Origin of the sequence: Zeaxanthinibacter enoshimensis (assembly GCF_004362865.1) — a bacterium.
GTDB lineage: Bacteria > Bacteroidota > Bacteroidia > Flavobacteriales > Flavobacteriaceae > Zeaxanthinibacter > Zeaxanthinibacter enoshimensis.
Genome location: NZ_SNYI01000001.1, coordinates 197203 through 215048, shown reverse-complemented (window position 1 = coordinate 215048; position 17846 = coordinate 197203). Strand labels below are relative to the sequence as shown.

At 46.2% G+C, this 17846-nt stretch carries 9 protein-coding genes and 2 tRNA genes; 7 read left to right on the top strand and 4 right to left on the bottom strand.

Going from position 1 to position 17846, the window contains the following annotated elements; all coding sequences use genetic code 11:
• Positions 1-86 precede the first annotated feature (86 nt).
• Positions 87-1481, bottom strand: coding sequence for a dipeptidase (locus CLV82_RS00945; protein WP_133642436.1), 1395 nt, complete (start codon positions 1479-1481; stop codon positions 87-89).
• Positions 1482-1606: 125 nt separating this feature from the next.
• On the opposite strand from CLV82_RS00945, the gene CLV82_RS00940 reads away from it, so the two are divergent.
• The 7 genes from CLV82_RS00940 (at position 1607) to CLV82_RS00910 (ending at position 9128) form a co-directional block, all read left to right on the top strand.
• Positions 1607-1688 (top strand) — tRNA-Leu (locus CLV82_RS00940).
• 524 nt (positions 1689-2212) lie between these two features.
• Positions 2213-3238 (top strand): c-type cytochrome, encoded by a 1026-nt coding sequence (locus CLV82_RS00935; RefSeq protein ID WP_133642435.1) that lies wholly within the window; start codon positions 2213-2215, stop codon positions 3236-3238.
• 5 nt (positions 3239-3243) lie between these two features.
• Positions 3244-4584 carry an OprD family outer membrane porin gene (locus CLV82_RS00930; RefSeq protein ID WP_133642434.1) on the top strand — a complete coding sequence of 447 codons (1341 nt, stop codon included), beginning with the start codon at positions 3244-3246 and terminating at the stop codon, positions 4582-4584.
• A 141-nt stretch (positions 4585-4725) separates the two neighbouring features.
• Positions 4726-4810 (top strand) — tRNA-Leu (locus tag CLV82_RS00925).
• A gap of 810 nt (positions 4811-5620) precedes the next feature.
• A complete protein-coding gene (locus CLV82_RS00920; protein WP_133642433.1) occupies positions 5621-6265 on the top strand; it encodes an SDR family oxidoreductase in 645 nt (214 codons plus the stop codon).
• 124 nt (positions 6266-6389) lie between these two features.
• The gene (locus tag CLV82_RS00915; RefSeq protein WP_133642432.1) at positions 6390-6971 is read left to right on the top strand and encodes a PhnA domain-containing protein; all 582 of its coding nucleotides are present in this window, start codon (positions 6390-6392) and stop codon (positions 6969-6971) included.
• A gap of 309 nt (positions 6972-7280) precedes the next feature.
• A complete protein-coding gene (locus CLV82_RS00910) occupies positions 7281-9128 on the top strand; it encodes a tetratricopeptide repeat protein (RefSeq protein ID WP_133642431.1) in 1848 nt (615 codons plus the stop codon).
• 224 nt (positions 9129-9352) lie between these two features.
• On the opposite strand, the gene CLV82_RS00905 is transcribed toward CLV82_RS00910, so the two are convergent.
• The 3 genes from CLV82_RS00905 to CLV82_RS00895 all read right to left on the bottom strand — a co-directional run bounded on the left by CLV82_RS00905 (position 9353) and on the right by CLV82_RS00895 (position 17842).
• Positions 9353-12691: a VCBS repeat-containing protein gene (locus CLV82_RS00905; protein WP_133642430.1), complete on the bottom strand. Its 3339-nt coding sequence runs from the start codon at positions 12689-12691 to the stop codon at positions 9353-9355.
• Positions 12692-12865: 174 nt separating this feature from the next.
• Complete coding sequence (locus tag CLV82_RS00900; RefSeq protein WP_133642429.1) at positions 12866-14605, bottom strand: RagB/SusD family nutrient uptake outer membrane protein; 1740 nt, start codon at positions 14603-14605, stop codon at positions 12866-12868.
• 33 nt (positions 14606-14638) lie between these two features.
• On the bottom strand, positions 14639-17842 hold the full coding sequence (locus CLV82_RS00895; protein ID WP_133642428.1) for a SusC/RagA family TonB-linked outer membrane protein: 3204 nt from the start codon (positions 17840-17842) through the stop codon (positions 14639-14641).
• Between the last annotated feature and the right edge of the window lie 4 nt (positions 17843-17846).

The following is a 17846-nucleotide window of genomic DNA, read 5'->3' as shown; positions in this document are numbered from 1 at the left end:
AGTCCCTTAAATTTAACTGAACCTTAGCGGTTTATAACAGAAAAAGCCGCAAGAGCGGCTTTTAAATAATGTGAACAGGAATGGTATCATTCGCTTTCTTTCATCCTGGTGAAGGCAGAATAGAAATAGGGGATAGTCTCTATACCTTTCAGATAATTCCGGATCCCGTAATGTTCGTTTGGCGAGTGGATAGCGTCGCTGTCCAGACCAAACCCCATCAAAATCGTCTTGCTATCCAATTCCTGTTCAAAAAGTGAAACTATCGGAATGCTGCCTCCGCTGCGTTGCGGGATGGGGGTCTTCCCAAAAGTGGTCTCGTAAGCTTCACTGGCAGCGCGATACCCAATATGATCAATAGGGGTAACATAAGCTTGTCCTCCATGGTGGGGAGTTACCTCCACTTTTACTCCGTCAGGAGCAATAGAGATGAAGTGCCGGGTGAACAGTTCGGTGATCTCATGCCAATCCTGGTCTGGCACCAATCGCATGGATATTTTGGCATATGCTTTACTCGGGATGACTGTTTTAGCGCCTTCCCCGGTATACCCACCCCAGATGCCGTTTACATCCAGGGTTGGGCGGATGGAATTTCTTTCGTTGGTTGTATATCCTTTTTCCCCGTAAACAGCTGAAATATCCAGGTGTTTTTTATAGGCTTCCAGGCTGAAGGGTGCCTCGGCCATGGCCTGTCTCTCTTCCTCGGAAAGTTCATGTACCTTGTCATAGAATCCCGGGATGGTGATATGGTTATTTTCATCGTGTAGGGAGGCGATCATTTTAGCCAGGATATTGATAGGGTTAGCCACAGCTCCCCCGTAAAGTCCGGAATGCAGGTCCCTGTTAGGCCCGGTCACAGCCACTTCAACGTAAGAAAGTCCGCGCAGCCCGGTGGTGATAGAGGGCACATCGGCGGCGATCATCCCGGTATCGGAAATCAGGATAATATCGTTCTTTAATTTTTCGCGGTTCTCCTTTACGAAGGTAACCAGGCTGGGGCTCCCGACTTCCTCTTCTCCTTCGATCATGAATTTTACATTGCAGGGCAGGTCGTTATTCCTGACCATGTACTCCAGGGCTTTAACATGCATGTACATCTGCCCTTTATCATCACAGGCCCCACGCGCAAAGATGGCCCCCTCCGGGTGCAGTTCGGTCTCTTTGATGACCGGCTCAAAAGGCGGGGTGTCCCAAAGTTCTAATGGGTCCGGTGGCTGCACATCATAATGTCCGTACACCAGGACCGTTGGCAGATCTGCCCCTATGATCTTTTCACCATAGACGATAGGGTAACCGGAGGTTTCACAGACTTCCACCTCGTCGCACCCGGCTTCTGAAAGCGCTGCAGCTACAGCTTCAGCAGTGTTGATGACATCCTGGGAGTGTGCAGAATCCGCACTTACCGAGGGTATTTTTAACAAGTTGATCAGTTCATTTAAAAATCGTTCTTTATGTTGCTGGATATAGTCCGACGGGTCTTGCATAGGGTTCAAATTGTTTATCTTTTAAAAATAGAAAAGAACATTGGATTTTTAAAGAGGAAGTATTTTTAAATTCAAAAAATACTATATATTTGCACTCCCTTAGCAAGTCTGGGGGATTTATTAATGCAGGCGTGGTGGAATTGGTAGACACGCTAGACTTAGGATCTAGTGCCGAAAGGTGTGAGAGTTCGAGTCTCTCCGCCTGTACAATGTGAAAGCTCTTCTTAACCGAAGGGCTTTTTTTATGTCCGAATTTCCGTGAATACGGAGAGACGAGAAGCAGGCTCCCGTAATGTAGTGGTGCGGGAATTCTCTCCGCCTGTACAACATGAAAGCTTTTCTTAACCGAAGAGCTTCTTTATGTTTGAATTCTTTTAATATAGAGCGTCGAGAACTGCCTGCAGGATGGCAGGAATTTACCGGAAATTTTCTTTAATCTCCCTTAATGTATAATCACATACCCCTTGAGCTGGTAATTGGAAAGCACACTGGATGCTGATAGTATCAACTTTATATCGCCTGAAAGATTTTTGACGTTCAATTGTAAGAGGACAACAAAGCTATATAAAGTGGAAAAAATGATGCAATAATATTTTTTGTTGTCTTATTACTTTAAAACTCGGTTTACGTCAATTTTTGTAACAATTATTACTATTCATGCTTACCCGAAAATCTATCTTCGTGTGGGTAGCATAAATTTTTTCGCCCAGCCGTAAGGAAAATAAGCAGTAATGGAAACATTTCATCTCCTGGTCAGAAGACTTTTCACGCTTTTTCTAACAATATTCGCGTTGATAGCTGTCATATTTGCCGGCCTGTTAATGTATAAACCTTCGCCCTCCACCTCTGTGGAGACCCTGGTGGAATCAACAGAAGAATGGAGACCCAAAGATGTGCTTGCGGAGCTGGAGAATATGCCTGAGGACGTAAAATACGGGTACGAGCTTATTGCAGAATCCAGTAGAATGATGGGACCTGACGCTGAAGATCCGGGGATGAGATTTACCGGCAACGGACTTGCTTGTGCCAATTGTCACTTACAAGCCGGAACCCAGGCGGGCTCGGGTTCATGGGTCGGGGTTACAGATCGATTCCCGCAATTCAGAGGCCGTTCCAACCAGATCGGTACGATCCAGGATCGTATAAACGGTTGTATGGAGCGCAGTATGAATGGAAGAAAACTGCCTGATGATATAAAAGAAATGAACGCTATTGTCGCTTATATGAAATGGTTAAGCACAGGAGTTCCAGAGGAAAAGGTTGACGAGTATAAAGGGTATGTCTCCATAGAAATACCTGAAACTGCTGTTGATCTTGAGAAAGGGAAAGCGGTATATACCAAGGAGTGTGTCCTATGCCACGGAGAAAACGGGCAGGGTGTCCGTAAACCGGATGGAAAGGGCTACCAGTATCCCCCTCTCTGGGGAGCGGATAGTTATAATGACGGTGCAGGAATGCACAGGGTTATTACTGCTGCGGAATTTATTAAAGGAAATATGCCTTTTGGACAGGCCAGTTGGGACAATCCCAAATTGAGCGATGAAGAAGCTTTCCATGTTGCAGGCTATATCAATAGTTTTGAGAGACCACATAAGGAGAATACCGAAAAGGATTATCCGGATTTGAAATTGAAGCCTGTTTCCACTCCCTATGGTCCTTGGGCCGATGATTTCCCTGCAGAACAACATAAATACGGTCCTTTCCCTCCGATTATCGCTTATTACAAAGCGCAGTATGGAATTACCAAAAATAAATAACAGTGATGCGACATCTTTTATACCTCATATTAATAACTCCATTTTTAGTTCTTTCTCAGGAATCAGACTCCCTTCAAAATGGGGGGAAACTGACCGGTCAGTGGAGAACATACTATATGAACACTTTTAACAAAGGCGATCTGAAAGACTTTAGCGCCCTTGCCACCGGAGGTAAAATTAAATATCAGTATAATTTCAACTCCCGGTTCGCACTTGGTGCCGCCCTGTACAACTCGACCAACCTGGGCTTACAGGACCTTACTATTCCTGACGAGACCACCGGGAAACTGAGCAGGTATGAAGAGGGGCTGTTTAACAGGTTAGACCTGGCCAATGATGCGGTTGTGGTCCTGGGGGAGTTATACGGTACTTATTCTACTCAGAATCACCATATCCGGTTGGGAAGAATGAAGATCAAATCTCCTCTGGTCAATCCCCAGGACGGACGGATGATACCCACCTTTGTGCAGGGGGCTTGGTATAAATACACCACCGGTTCCGGAAATGAATTCCAGGTCGGGGTTTTGAATCAAATAGCTCCGCGGTCCACAGGTGAGTTCTTTAAAATCGGTGAAAGTATTGGTACTTACCCGGAGGGGAGAAATGATACCGGTCTGGGCAACCAGTACTTTAACAATACCGATTCGGATTACATCTTGCTGCTGAATACCAATTTAAGGCTTACTGAAAAGTTAAAAGTTAGGATGTGGAACTATTTCGTAGACAATATCTCCAATAGTTTTTATATGAACCCCAGCCTTGAATTCGACCAGAATACAAGTATGGAAATGGAATGGTTACACCAGAACAGGGTGGGAGATGGTGGTAATGCCATCGATTCGTTGCGTTATTTTGACCAAAATTCCTCGGACCTGATAGGAATCAGGTTTAATTACAAATGGGAGCGCTCATCGGCCTCGTTATCCTACAACCGGGTACTGCCCCATGGTCAGTTTATTTCTCCTAGGGAGTGGGGTCGCGAATTCCTTTTTAGTTTCCAGAAAAGGGAGCGTACCGAAGGATCAGCTGATAATCACGCCCTGGTATTCTATTATAATACCGTTATACCTCTGGTACAGGAACAAGCTGAAGTTTCTACTATATTAAGCTTAGGCCGGCATTGGAAACCTTCTGTGCAGGACCCTATCAAGAACAAATATGCAGTTCCCGATTATACTCATATAAATCTCGACCTATTCTTTAACTTTAAGGGACTGAAAAATTTAAAGCCGGAATTGCTACTCACCGCCAAACTCGCCAACGGGGAATTCCCAGACAATCCCAATTTCTATTTAAATAAAACCGACCTGTTTCATTTTGATCTTATCCTGAACTATAATTTCTGAGGTCCAATCCTTACAAAATAGTATTAAACCCTGATCTGGGAGCTCAGCATTCGCTTAAAAACAAGGGCTTTACCTGGAATAAGAAACCTTTTAAGTAAAAAGGCGAAATTTTTGAAAAAATCATTAAATTTGCCCCGCAATGCAGGTGTGGCGGAATTGGTAGACGCGCTAGTTTCAGGTATTAGTGGAGCAATCCGTGGAGGTTCGAGTCCTCTCACCTGTACCAACTGAAAAGCCCTTCTTAACGGAAGGGCTTTTTTTGTTCGAGGTTTGAAGCCTACCTCCGGCAGGTAAATTCGAGGTTCGAAGCCTACCTCCGGCCCGTCCGACCGGCACCTGCCCGACTACGTCATTCAGGCGGGCGGGCGGGTAGGTAAATTCGAGGTTTGAGGTACGCCCGTGGCAGCGGGCAGTTTACTGATCGCCGTTCGCGGTTCGATAAAAAAGACCTTTGTCACTATGTACCTGTGTACCTGTGTACCTATGTACCTGTGTACCTGTGTACCCGAGTATCCGTGTCACCGCATCACCGCATCACCGTATCACTGTTTCACCACATCACCGCATCACCGTATCACCGCTTCACCCGCCCGTACCGGGCGGTACGTTCGGGCGGGCTGTTTCACCGTATCACCGTTTGACGGCATGACAATCTCCCCTCCAAGGTTCTTGCAGCAAGGAACTGTAACTTTAGACCGGGGCGGGGTTAAGGACCCCGGTTCTCAGCAGGCAGTTCGCAGTTTGCGGTTCGATAAAAAAGACCTTTGTCACTATGTACCTGTGTACCTGTGTACCTGTGTACCTGTGTACCTGAGTACCCGAGTATCCGTTTCACCGCGTCACCGTTTCACTGTATCACCGCCTCACCCGCCCGTACCGGACGGTACGTTCGGGCGGGCCGTATCGCCTCATCTGCGTCCATAATTTACCCTTCTCCATTAAATTGTTCTCTCGCTTATGATATCTTAAGTATAATTAATTCAACACAGGTTGATCCCGGTGTTCCGGGAACAACTCATAAAAATATTTGCAGAACATGAGTAAGGAAAAACAAAAAATACTGGTAGCAGGAGCTACCGGAACTACCGGGAATATTGTCGTAGATCTTTTACAAGGATCCGATAATTATGAACCCATTGCGATGGTACGCAAAGAAGAGCAAAAGAAAAACTTTGAAAAGAAGAATATTAAAACGGTCATGGCAGATCTCAAAGACGACGTAAGCCATGCTGTCAAAGGAATAGATAAGATCATTTTTGCTGCCGGATCCGGGGGGGAGAATGTGAAGGATATAGACCAGGAAGGAGCAAAAAAGCTCACCGAGGCAGGGAAGATGCAGGGTGTGAAAAAATTCGTGATGCTCAGTTCCATGGGAGCGGATGAGCCAGAACGCCACGTTAAATTGAAAGATTACCTCGAAGCCAAACGCAATGCGGATGAATACCTTCGCGGAAGCGAATTGCCCTATACCATAGTGCGCCCGGGCTCACTGACAAACGATGATGCTTCCGGCCAAATTAAGCTGGAAACCAAAATAGCAGAAAAAGGAAAAATACCCAGGGCAGATGTGGCCAAGGCACTTGTAACCGTCCTGGACAACGATGTAAGGACAGGGGAGACCTTCGAGATACTGCAAGGCAATACCCCAATCGAGAAAGCCCTGAGGGGTGAACGATTCTGATCTGAAGCGTACAGTATTATTCAACCGGGAGCTGCTCCCGGTTTTTTTATGTAGTTAAGGTGCTATAAAAGACATAGTATGTGTGGCTTTTAATACTTTTACCGCATTATCCCAATACCATAACATGAGCTTATTTAAAGAACTGGAATTGCGCAGCGGAGGGCAATGCGAATTATGTAAATCCGCAGGTCATTTGCAGGAATACCTCGTTCCTCCAAAAACTTACGAACTACCCGAAAACTTTGTGCTGTGTTGTAAAAACTGTGCAGACCAGATCACTGCTAAGCAGGATATGAATCCCGATCATTGGAGGACACTATCAGAAAGCATGTGGAGTAATGTAGAAGCTGTCAAAGTGGTGGCGTGGAGGATGCTGCACCGTTTGCAGGAAGAATCATGGGCACAAGACCTGCTGCAGATGTTCTATATGGAACCGGATACCGAAGAGTGGGCAAAAGACTGGGAGGAGTTGAAAGCAGAAAGTGCTCTTAAACATTTAGACAGTAATGGAGCCATCCTTTTCCCCGGGGACCAGGTAGTGCTGATCAAGGATCTGAATGTAAAGGGAGCGGGCTTTACCGCCAAGCGTGGCAGCCCGGTGCGCAATATTTCATTAGTGCATGATAACCCTGAGTTGATAGAAGGTAAGGTGAACGGGCAACAGATCGTCATCCTTACCAAATATGTAAAGCGAACCGGGGGATAATCGCCCTATCCTTTTCCACTAAGAAAGGCCCGGTTATAATTCCGGCAGTGTCCACCCGTCTTGTGGTACTGTTATTTTTATAGGATTTATTCATTACCTGTAGTTTCAATCGCAATAATTATTCCACAATAGCTTACAAAAAGCTGAAAATGTTAAATACATGACGGATAATTATTTATGATCCACAGAATTGATCAAATTGATAAAATATAATAGGCAAGGGTGATAATATTATAAGGTTTGTTGAAGCTAATTGGGTACCTTTCCGGTACTCAATAATCACTCGAATCTTCTAATTGAAAATAACCTATGTATACCTGCTCAAAGAGGTTTGCCTTATTCCTATTCCTGGCGGCCACCATATTGCTGCGAGCTCAAGATACCCAGAATGACTCCATATTCTATTTTTTCAGTGAAATGGAAGCCTATGCCGATCAGCGGGGGATCGAGCGGACTTCTGTGATGCAGCGAGATTCTCTACTGCAACATGCAGAAAGCAAAGAAAAGGTAAGTCTGCTGTTGGCTCAGAGTAAGGCCTATATGTACAATGAGGTGAATAAGGCAAAATCATATACAGCCCGGGCCATGGAAATATCTTCGGAGCTAGGGTATAAGAAGGGGATACTGCAATCCAAAAACCAGGCGGCATACCTGTCATTCATCCTGGGCAATTTTGATCACTCTTTCACTTTGGCCGAAGAGGTATTAGCCGCTTCTGGCAGGATTCGGTTCCTCCGGGAAAAAGCGGACGCTATGACCCTTCTTTCAGATATCTATACGGAGTGGGGTCAGTATGATCATGCCCTGGAAAAGGGACTGGAGCTGCTGGACTTTGCTGAAAAGCACAGGAAGGATTATCTCTTCATGAAAGCTTATGCCGCTTTATCCCATTATTATTTACGCACGGGGAATTATGAGAAATCGCTTTCCTATTGTTTACAGGGAATACCTTTTATACTTCGCCTGGAGCAAAGACAATACTTTTTTCCCAAGATCGACGAGATTGCCCGGATGAAGGCCAAACTCAATGATATAAATACAGCTTTAAAAGCCTATGCCTTTTATGAGAGGTTGGAAAAAATGATGCCACCTCCCGGCGATTACATTCAAAGTGCAGTGTATACCAATATGGCCGATATTTATATGATGTCCGGGAATTTCAGTAAAGCCCAGGCCTATCTTTCCAAAGCTTTAGAGATGAATCAGGAGAACCAGTACCGGTTCCGTATACCACGTGCCCTGATGCTGAGGGCAAAGTTGCTCTTAAAACAAAAGGATACCACGACTGCTATACTTTCTTATGAAGAAAGCCTGGAAGCTGCCGAACAGATCAATGCATTTGATGTTGTTAAAGACAACAGTAAAGCACTTAGCGAGCTTTACCTGTTGACGGGGCAGCCTGGGAAATCATCCGAATATAAGGCGCTGTTCGAGACCATACGGGATTCACTCTTCAATAATGAACAGGAACAGAAGATCGTAATTCTTGAAACGAAGCGGAATGTGAAAGAGATCAGCCAGCGCAAAAGGATCCTGGAGCTTGAGAATGAAACGCAACAGGCAAATTTTAATACCCTCTTTACCTTGTTGATGTTGGTTTTAACCATTAGCGGGGTGTCTATATATTCCTATTTTAAAGTCAGGACCAAGAACAGGTTGCTTTATGATCAGGCTATGGAACTGGCTAAAGTCCAGCTCGATCTCAAAGAGAAACTACGTGCATGGGAGGCTAATTCGATCATGGTGGCAGATACCAAAGAACCCCCTGCTAGTTGTCAACCCCTGGATGACGATGTAAAATCAATTATCCTGGCGAAGCTTGACAATCTGGAAGAGGAGAAATTCTTCCTGGATCCTTCCTGCAACCTGCATGCGCTTGCAGAAACCCTGAAGACCAATCCCAAGTATCTCTCCCAGGTCATCAACCAGGAGAAAGGATGCAACTTTAATACCTACCTCAATTGCCTCCGGATAGATTTCCTGATCCCTAAGCTGATAGAGGATGAAGATCTACGCAACAGTAAATTGTGTTATATCGCCACCACGGTAGGCTTCAATACCCTGAATACCTTCAACTCCGCATTCAAGAAACGGAAGGGAATATTGCCATCCTACTTTATTAAGGAATTGAACTGTTCTCAGGTAGAAGCAGAGTAACCCTTTTATAACGAAAAAAGCAGCGCCTTATGAAAAGAACGCTGCTCCAACTCAACAATCTAAAATCAACTAACTCTATATTCCGAATTACCGGACCCGGGGGAACTTAAGCCAAACTGGTTCAAAGTGAGCCTGGAATCTGGGTAAAGAAGCTGATCCTAAGTTAATGGTATTGGACTCTCCTGCACTGCTAAATTGCCTGAAACAGGCCAAAATTCATGAATTTAAATGCTATCGGCACTGTCCACTGGTACTACACTTTTTGAAAATATCAGAAGGCTGTCCCTGTTTTGACCGGCAAGGAATACCTGGCGCTTATCCGAACCCTGGATACTGATCAGTGATTTGGCGTCTCCGGGGACTACGAATCCACTTTCTACCGCAGGTACTGCTACGAAATTACCCTGGCCATCACCCTTCAGGAATAACCCGTTAAAGGCATCATACTTCCCTATAAATGGTTCATTACCATAATCGTTACCTATCAGTAACAGGTCTTTATTCCCATCCTCATCAAGGTCTGTGATCAGGAGGTCGGTTACCGGGGCTAACTGGGCTTCTTTCGGCAATGATTTTACCTTAAATGTACCATTCCCCAGGTTTTCAATATACATACTCTTATCTGTGGACGCTGTCAGGTGTAATGCACCTTCTAACTCCTGTCGTTTGAATAGGTTTTCCTGGTTTGCTTTCGCATAATCCTTAAAGAAGTCGAATTTGCTCCGGAACAGTGGGCTCTGCCCATACAGGTCGCCCCAAAAATGTACAGGAAAGGATTCATAATCGCCTCTGTCATTTTTAAAATACGCGAACATCACAGGGTCCACACTGCCATTATTGTCAAAATCTTTCGCGAGGACAGATACCGGTCGCTCCTCGCTGGGCTGGTAAAAGTTATTGGACCCCAGGTTACCCACGATAAAATCCAGGTCCCCATCATTATCAATATCGGCTGTCGCTATAGATTGCCACCATCCCTTGTAGTTCTCTAAACCGGTATCCTTCAGAGGGGTCAGCGTGCTCCCGTTATTCCTGAAAATGGTTACGGCCATAAATTCCCCCACAACAACCAGGTCGCTGTATTTATCTCCGTCAACATCGGCCCATACTGCATCCGTAACCATACCTACCTCTGAAAGGCCAGGTGCCTTTTCTGCGGTCACATCTTCCAGTTTTCCCTTGTTATTCCGTAAAAGAAAACTTTTATCCGGCATGGGATATTTACCAATCGGGGTGCGACCACCCACGAAGAGATCGGTGTATCCATCCCCGTCAAAATCTGCGGCGGAGACTACGGAACCGCTGGAATTGACATCAGGCATCCGGCTACCGGCAGGGCTATAGTTCCCGTTTCCGTCATTGATATAGAGACGGTCCGAATAATGTTGGCTGTTCCTTTCAAATTCGTTACTCCCGGAAACCAGGTACAGGTCCAGGTCCTGGTCGTTGTCCAGGTCAAATAAAGCCATGCTCTCCACTTCGTATTCAAGATCTTTCTTATCGGTGAATAGCAGCTGCTGTTCAAAACTGCCATCTGATTTTTGAAAGAATAGGGTGGGGGAGTGACCGGAAGAACCGCCGATGATAAAATCTTCTAATCCATCCCCGTTGATATCCCCGGAGGTCATGTCTGGTCCGTTCTGGGTCAGTTTATGGGGAAGAATTCGCTGGATGTTAAAATCGATCATATCCTGTTCGCGATGCTTAAATGCCAGCCCGTTCTCTTTTGAGACTGCACTCAGCATTGGTTTAGGGTCCCGGAATGGATCGGGTCCGGCGTTTTCACCGGGAACGGCATCACGGTAAGATAGGACTAAGGTCTGGTTGGCCTTCAAAGACACTAATTTCTCGTAACGACCATCAGGCCACCAGATTTCCAGTTGGTCCAGTTGCTGGTGAGGCCCGGTGCCAAAATGGATCATCTCTTCTACAGAGGACATATAGCCACGTGTAAGCTGATGTTCATGGTATTGTACCAGCTTATCGCTGACCTTAAGGCGAAGCTTGGCTCCTATTCCCATAGGGTTGCCCTCAGGTCCTTCCAGGCGTACCTTCAGGTAATTGGGACGATCGGCCTGCTGCTCCAGGCGGTTCTCGAATACAAAAGCGGTATCATTAATGTTATTAACCACGTAATCCAGGTCACCGTCCTGGTCCAGGTCGGCAAAGACAGCTCCATTCGAGAACGAGGGAACATTCAGTCCCCAGTTCTCCCCACTGTCTTCAAAGGTCCAGTCTCCTTTATTCCTGTAGGCATAATTGGGGATCTTGACAATTGGAATGGAATCCAGGATGTCTTGAGGGCTCAGGAACCTGCTCACCCCAACGCGGAAATCACCGAAATCCTTATCGGTAATATCCCTTGGGAACCCATTCGTGATCAAAAGGTCCCGGTAGCCATCGTTATCAACATCCATAAATAGGGGAGACCAGCTCCAGTCTGTCCTGGCCACTCCGGCCATAAGCCCGATTTCACTGAAGGGCAGGTCCGCAGCATTCCCCTTGTGTAGCATATTCCGGCTGTATTGTTCCTCGTAGCCCCACTTCCGGTTCATAATCGTGGTGATGTAGGGATTATTCCCGATAGTGGTTTTCATCCTGCTGTTGGTCTCACCCAGCATGTCCAGGGTGATTATATCCAGCAGCCCGTCGTTATCATAATCGGCAATATCAGACCCCATGGAAAATTTGCTTTGATGCCGGATCCTGTCTTTAATGTCATTGCGGAACGTGCCATCACCATTGTTGATATACAACAGGTCATTTGTGAGGTAATCATTAGTGATATAGATATCCGGCCAGCCATCATAATTCAGGTCCGCTACGGCAATTCCCAGGCCGAAGCCCTCGATGGTGATCCCGGCCTCCAGGGTGACATCCGTAAAGGTTCCGTCCCCGTTATTTCGGTATAGGCGGTCGTTGCTGATGGCGCTTCCGTCCGTGATCTTTTCCCGGTAATTGGTTGGCAGGATATGTACTTGTTCATTATTCAGGACATAAAGATCCTGGTCCCCGTCCTTGTCATAATCAAAGAAAGCAGCACCCATGCTATTCCCCGGATCACCGATCCCGTAATCTGCGGCTGATTCCTTGAATACCGGGATACCATCTTTATTATTTCCCTGGTTCAGGAACAGGAGGTTGGCTCTTTTTCCCGCGCCTTGTTCCCTTGCAGAGCATACATAGATATCCGGTTTTCCATCAGTGTTTATATCCACCACGGTTACCCCTGTATTCCAGCGATCTTTGGCGGTAATACCTGCTTCAGTTGAGACATCCCTGAATTTGAATTTACCCTTGTTCAGGTACAGTTGGTTGGGGACCTGATTTCCTGCAAAGAATAAGTCGGGCATTCCATCGCTGTCAAAATCACCAACACCAACACCACCCCCGTTAAAGATATATTCTTCTGTTAGGATATTGGCGCTGTCCGTTTCAATGATCCTGTTATTAAAAGTAATACCGGTCTCCTCTGCCGTGTGCAATTTGAAGAGGGTTTCCGGTTCGCTCTCACAAGAACATAGGAGGATGATTAGAAAAAATAAAGGGCTAAATTTTCTCATAAGAGGGTAATTAATTGATCTGGTTGTTGTAGAGGATGCTGGTTTGCTGCTCAAATATAAGATAACACCTTAAAAAAAGTAAAGCCATGGAGGAGATTTTGACCCTCATGGCTTTATCTGTTTACTTCAGGCTTTTAGCCTGTACTAAATCAAAAAATATTCACTCCGCTATTATTAATATGCCGGGTCCTGGGTTAATGTAGGTTCACCATTCAGGTAAGAGCGATCTATCGCTTCAATAGGGATAGGATAATATTCGTTCTTATTCGCGGTGAAACTCTTACCTTCCAGGTAAGTGCGGTGCTCGGATTCGCTGGCTAGGTACGCATTCAGAACCTCAGCTGCAACTCCCCAACGCTGAAGGTCAAAGAATCGGTGTCCTTCCATGGCGAACTCTAACCGGCTTTCAAATCGTACAGCCTTCCTGGCCATATCCTGGTCTGTCCAGGGGGTGTCGTAAGTTGCTATATCGTAGTTCGCAGCGGCCTCTCCTTCAACAATAGTGTAATCGTTCCTGTCCGCGCCCTGAATGGCTTTTGGTACAAATCCTACCGGGTTAGCTGCCCTGCTCCTAATCTGGTTTACAAGTTCACGAGCCCTTTCCAGGTTACCGAGTTCAACTTCGGCTTCGGCAAGCCACAGTAAGATCATACTGTACCGCATGATCCTGTAATTGTTGGCCGACAGGTTCCCCCATCCCCCGACGCCGAAAGCCTCCGGTTCTGCCACATGTTTTTTTGAGAAATAAGGTCCGGCATAAGACAGGTCCCTTACAAAATCGGTCTGGTAGATCTTGAATCCTTTATACAGAATTCCTGGTCGGCCCACGGTATGGTCCAGCCTGGGATCCAGTGGCCCGGTGTACTCGGTTTCCCAGGTCACATCATTGGCATCAAAATTATCCAGTTGGGGTAATCCATTCTCTGTCTTATAGGCGTTTACAAGGTTCTGTGACACCTGGTAGAAGCCGCAGCATCCCCATGGATCAGTATAAGGGTGTGCCAGGCCAATTCCCTGGTTAGAAGCCTGGTCATTAGAACTGCTTATGGCATACTGGATCTCAAATATAGATTCAGCATTATTCCTCGTTGCAACCAGGAAGTTTTCTTCAAAATCGTCTACCAGCATAAACTGGCCCGAGTTTACGATCTCATCCAATATAGCCTTTGCTTCTTGTAATTTGCTGATATTGGCAGCTCCGTCAGAACTCCAACCCTGGTACATTTTCGCTTTGGCCAGGAAGGCCAGGGCTGCCCATCTGGTAGGTCTTCCCAGGTCGGTCTGGCTATCGGGCAGAACATCTGCGGCGGCGGCAAAATCTGCTTCGATCAACGGCCAGATCTCCCTGTCGTTAGGAACTTTCGTGCTTTCAACATCGTTAATGTCGTAGACATCATCGCCGATATAGGGAGGCATTCTCCACATCTTCCGTGCTTCAAAATGAAAGAACCCTCTTAAGAAACGCGCTTCGGCGTTGATCTGTATCTTTCTGTCTTCACTGATAGACTCAGCATTCTCCAGGGATGTAATGACATCGTTGGTCCTGGCTACCCCTTTATAAAGACCTCTCCATTTATTCGTGATATGCCCGTTGAAAGATTGGAAATCATAGGCCTCTATGAAAGACTGTTCCGGTTGATCCCCGGCATCTGTGCCTTTAAGGGCGTCATCAGAGGGAATTCCCCCGAAAACCCAGTTCTGCACATCATTGTTCCAGGGAGCCTGTCCGTCCAGACCCAGACCGTTCAACATTTTATAAGCACCAATAAGTATTCCCTCAATACCTTCTTCACTGTTAAGACTATTGGTACTGAACTGGCCTTGTGGTTCCCTTGTCAGGAACTCATCGTTACATCCCAGGGCAAGGAATCCCAGGGAGGCAAAAACCGAAATTATTGTTTTAATTCTTTTCATAATATCAAGTATCTGATGCGTTTTTTTTTAAAATTATTTAAAGGATACATTAAAGCCAAGGGTGATGGTTCTGGCTACCGGCATATATCCTCCGTCAAAACCGAGGGTCGGGTCACTTTCTGTGCCTGCCTGTATCTCGGGGTTCAACCCGCTGTATTTTGTAAATGTGTGCAGGTTCTGTCCCTGTACGTATAATTGTGCAGTTGCAAGCCCTAATTTAGACAGTATATCTTCTGTGAAATTATAGGTTAACTGAACATTTTTTATCCTGAAATAACTTCCGTCTTCTATAAAATATGAAGAAGGCCGGCTACTTACCTGGTCATTGGCATCCATGATGGGTGCAGTGGCATTGGGATTAGCCGCTACCCATTCGCTCTGCGGAGCGGTAGGGTTGCTGGGTTGCCATGCCTCGTAAAGTGCCCTGCTAGACCTGTTGCCCTGGAAGGTATTGAAATCGGCAAAATAACGTACATAGTTATAGATATCATTGCCTTCAGAGCCATTTCCGAAGATATTAAGACTAAGGTTCTTGTAAGTTAGATCCACACTGATTCCATAAGTGAAATCCGGGTGCGGGCTTCCGATTATTGTTCTGTCCCCGTCATCGATAACACCGTCCCCGTTGATATCAGCTACCTTGAATTTACCGGGGGCATTATAGGCTCCATAGGTAGGCCAGGCATCAGCTTCGGCCTGGGATTGAAATATTCCCACGGTCTTAAACCCGTAAAAAGAGGATATCGGCGAACCGGCCTGGGAGACCGTAAGCGCAGGAACCCGGGATGAATACCCGAAGAAACGAGTGTCTGCACTCTCATCCAGCCTGTCTACTGTATTCTTGTATGCCGAGAGGTTTCCGTTGATGCTATACCCGAAATCTCCTTTTTTATCAGCGAATGTCAGGTTAAGGTCGATTCCCTTATTGGTCATTTGTCCCACGTTAAAGGAAGGCGCAGCTGCATCTCCTGCAGAAAAAGTGATAGGCACCCTGAATAACATATCGGTGGTCACCCTGTTCCACAAGTCCAGTGCAAAGTTCACCTTGTTGTCAAACATAGCCAGATCTAATCCAATATTATTGGATGTAGTGGTTTCCCATTGTGCATTGGGGTTTCCGAAACTCTGAACGTCAAACCCGATAGTAGGTGAGCCGGCCGAACCATCTATAGGATAACCCGCATTGAAGATATTGGAACGGTAAGTGGTATAGGCATTGTAGTCCCCGATGGCCTGGTTTCCTGTCATTCCCCAGCCATAACGTAGCATAGCATTGTCTATAAAGGGGAAGGTCTCCTGGAAGAAATTCTCATCAGAGATCCTCCAACCTAAACTGAAAGCGGGGAAAATTGCATTCTGGGAAGCGGCAAGGAAGCGGGAGGAGGCATCATTCCTCAATATAAACTGTGCGAGGTACCTGTTGTCATAACTGTAGTTCAGTTTTCCAAATTCAGAGAACAGGGTATAATCTTTAAAAACACTCCCGTAGTTAGAGGCGGTAGTAGCATCACCCAGGTCAAGGTAACTCAGGATGTCCGTAGTTTCAAAAGCGAAACGCTGCCTGCTTGCCCCGAATACCTCACCAAACTGTTGTATAGCTTCAACACCTACATAGGCATCAAATTTATGCAGTTCCTTAAAGGTTTTGCTATAGCTCAAAACACTGTTCCACACCCACTGGTATTCATATGCTTCCCTGGCGGTAGAACTGTTGATGAAGTTACCTTCAACATATTCTGGCTGAGGTCTGCCTAATTGTCTTTGGCGCTGAATATTGGCATCAATACCAAAACTAGTCTTTACCTGGAGCTCCGGCAGGATATCGTAAGAGGTGTATACATTTCCAAAGGTACGCAGGCGGTATCGACGGTTATCCTGGGCCCTGGACAGTACTGCAAAGGGGTTAAAGTTATTACCCAGGTTTGCTCCACGGCTCCCTGCAAAATTACCTGCTATATCATAGACCGGTAATAATGGGTGGTGTTTATAGGAACCTGAGACAGCGTTCTGCTCTTCATTATTTCCAAATCCCCCTTTCCGGTTATCAAAAGAAACGGTGAAATTCTCTCCTACGGTCAGGCGATTATCCAAAGCCCGGAATTCAGTGTTTGCCCGGAGTGAAACCCGGTCGTAGCTCACAAATTTTGTAATTGCATCCTGTGAAAAGTACCCCAGGTTAAAAGCATATCGTGCGCTCTCATTAGCTCCCGAGGCCGAAACCTGGTGACTGACGATCGGTGCAGACCTGGTAACTTCATCCCACCAGTAAGTATCTGCTGCGCGGGTAATGGCGTAAATATTTCCTGGTTCCAGGGCATACAGGCTAGGATCGGTTCCGGGGTCACCTTCCATGGCTCCACTTGGGAATACATAATCGGGGATGGTCACTTCTCCATTGGGTCCAAAAGTATATTGCCCATGACTGGGTGTTTTCCCGGCGTACAGATCCGCGAGGTAAAGATAAGTACCCAGTTCCTCAGCATTAAGAACGTCTATATCCTCCGAAGGAGATTGTATTCCGTAAAAAGTATTATAACTGATCGTCGGTTTCCCCATCTTTCCTTTCTTGGTGGTGATGATGATCACTCCGTTCGCAGCCCTGGATCCATAGATAGAAGCAGCGGATGCGTCTTTCAGGACCTGTAGGGATTCAATATCATTCGGGTTTAAATTCGACTGGGACTCGGACGGGACTCCATCAATAATATAAAGAGGGTTATTGTTCCCGATGGTACCAAAACCACGGATCCTTACAGTGGCCTCACCACCCGGAGTTGCATCATTGACGATCCCGATACCTGCAGCCCTACCCTGTAATTGCTGTGCAAAGGTAGTGGCGGGAACCGCTAGCAGGTCTTCAGAATCTACGATGGCAACAGACCCGGTCACATCTCTTTTAGACTGGGTGCCGTATCCTGTGACAACCACTTCATCTAACTGGCTGGCATCCTCCTGGAGTGTTATATTGATTACTGATCTGCCATTTACAGCTTCTTCTTTTGTCGTAAAACCGATATAACTGAAGACGATGGTAGCGTTGGGGTCATTCAGATCTAACTGGTAATTACCGTCAAAATCGGTCTGGGTACCGTTGGTGGTACCTTTTTCAATGACATTGGCGCCAGGGAGTGGTCCTGATGGATCAGAGACGGTACCCGAAATAGTTTGCGCGCTGACGGATCCTGCTACGGAGAACAGGCTCGCCAACAAAAGGAATTTGAGGTGCGAAAGCTTCATAAAA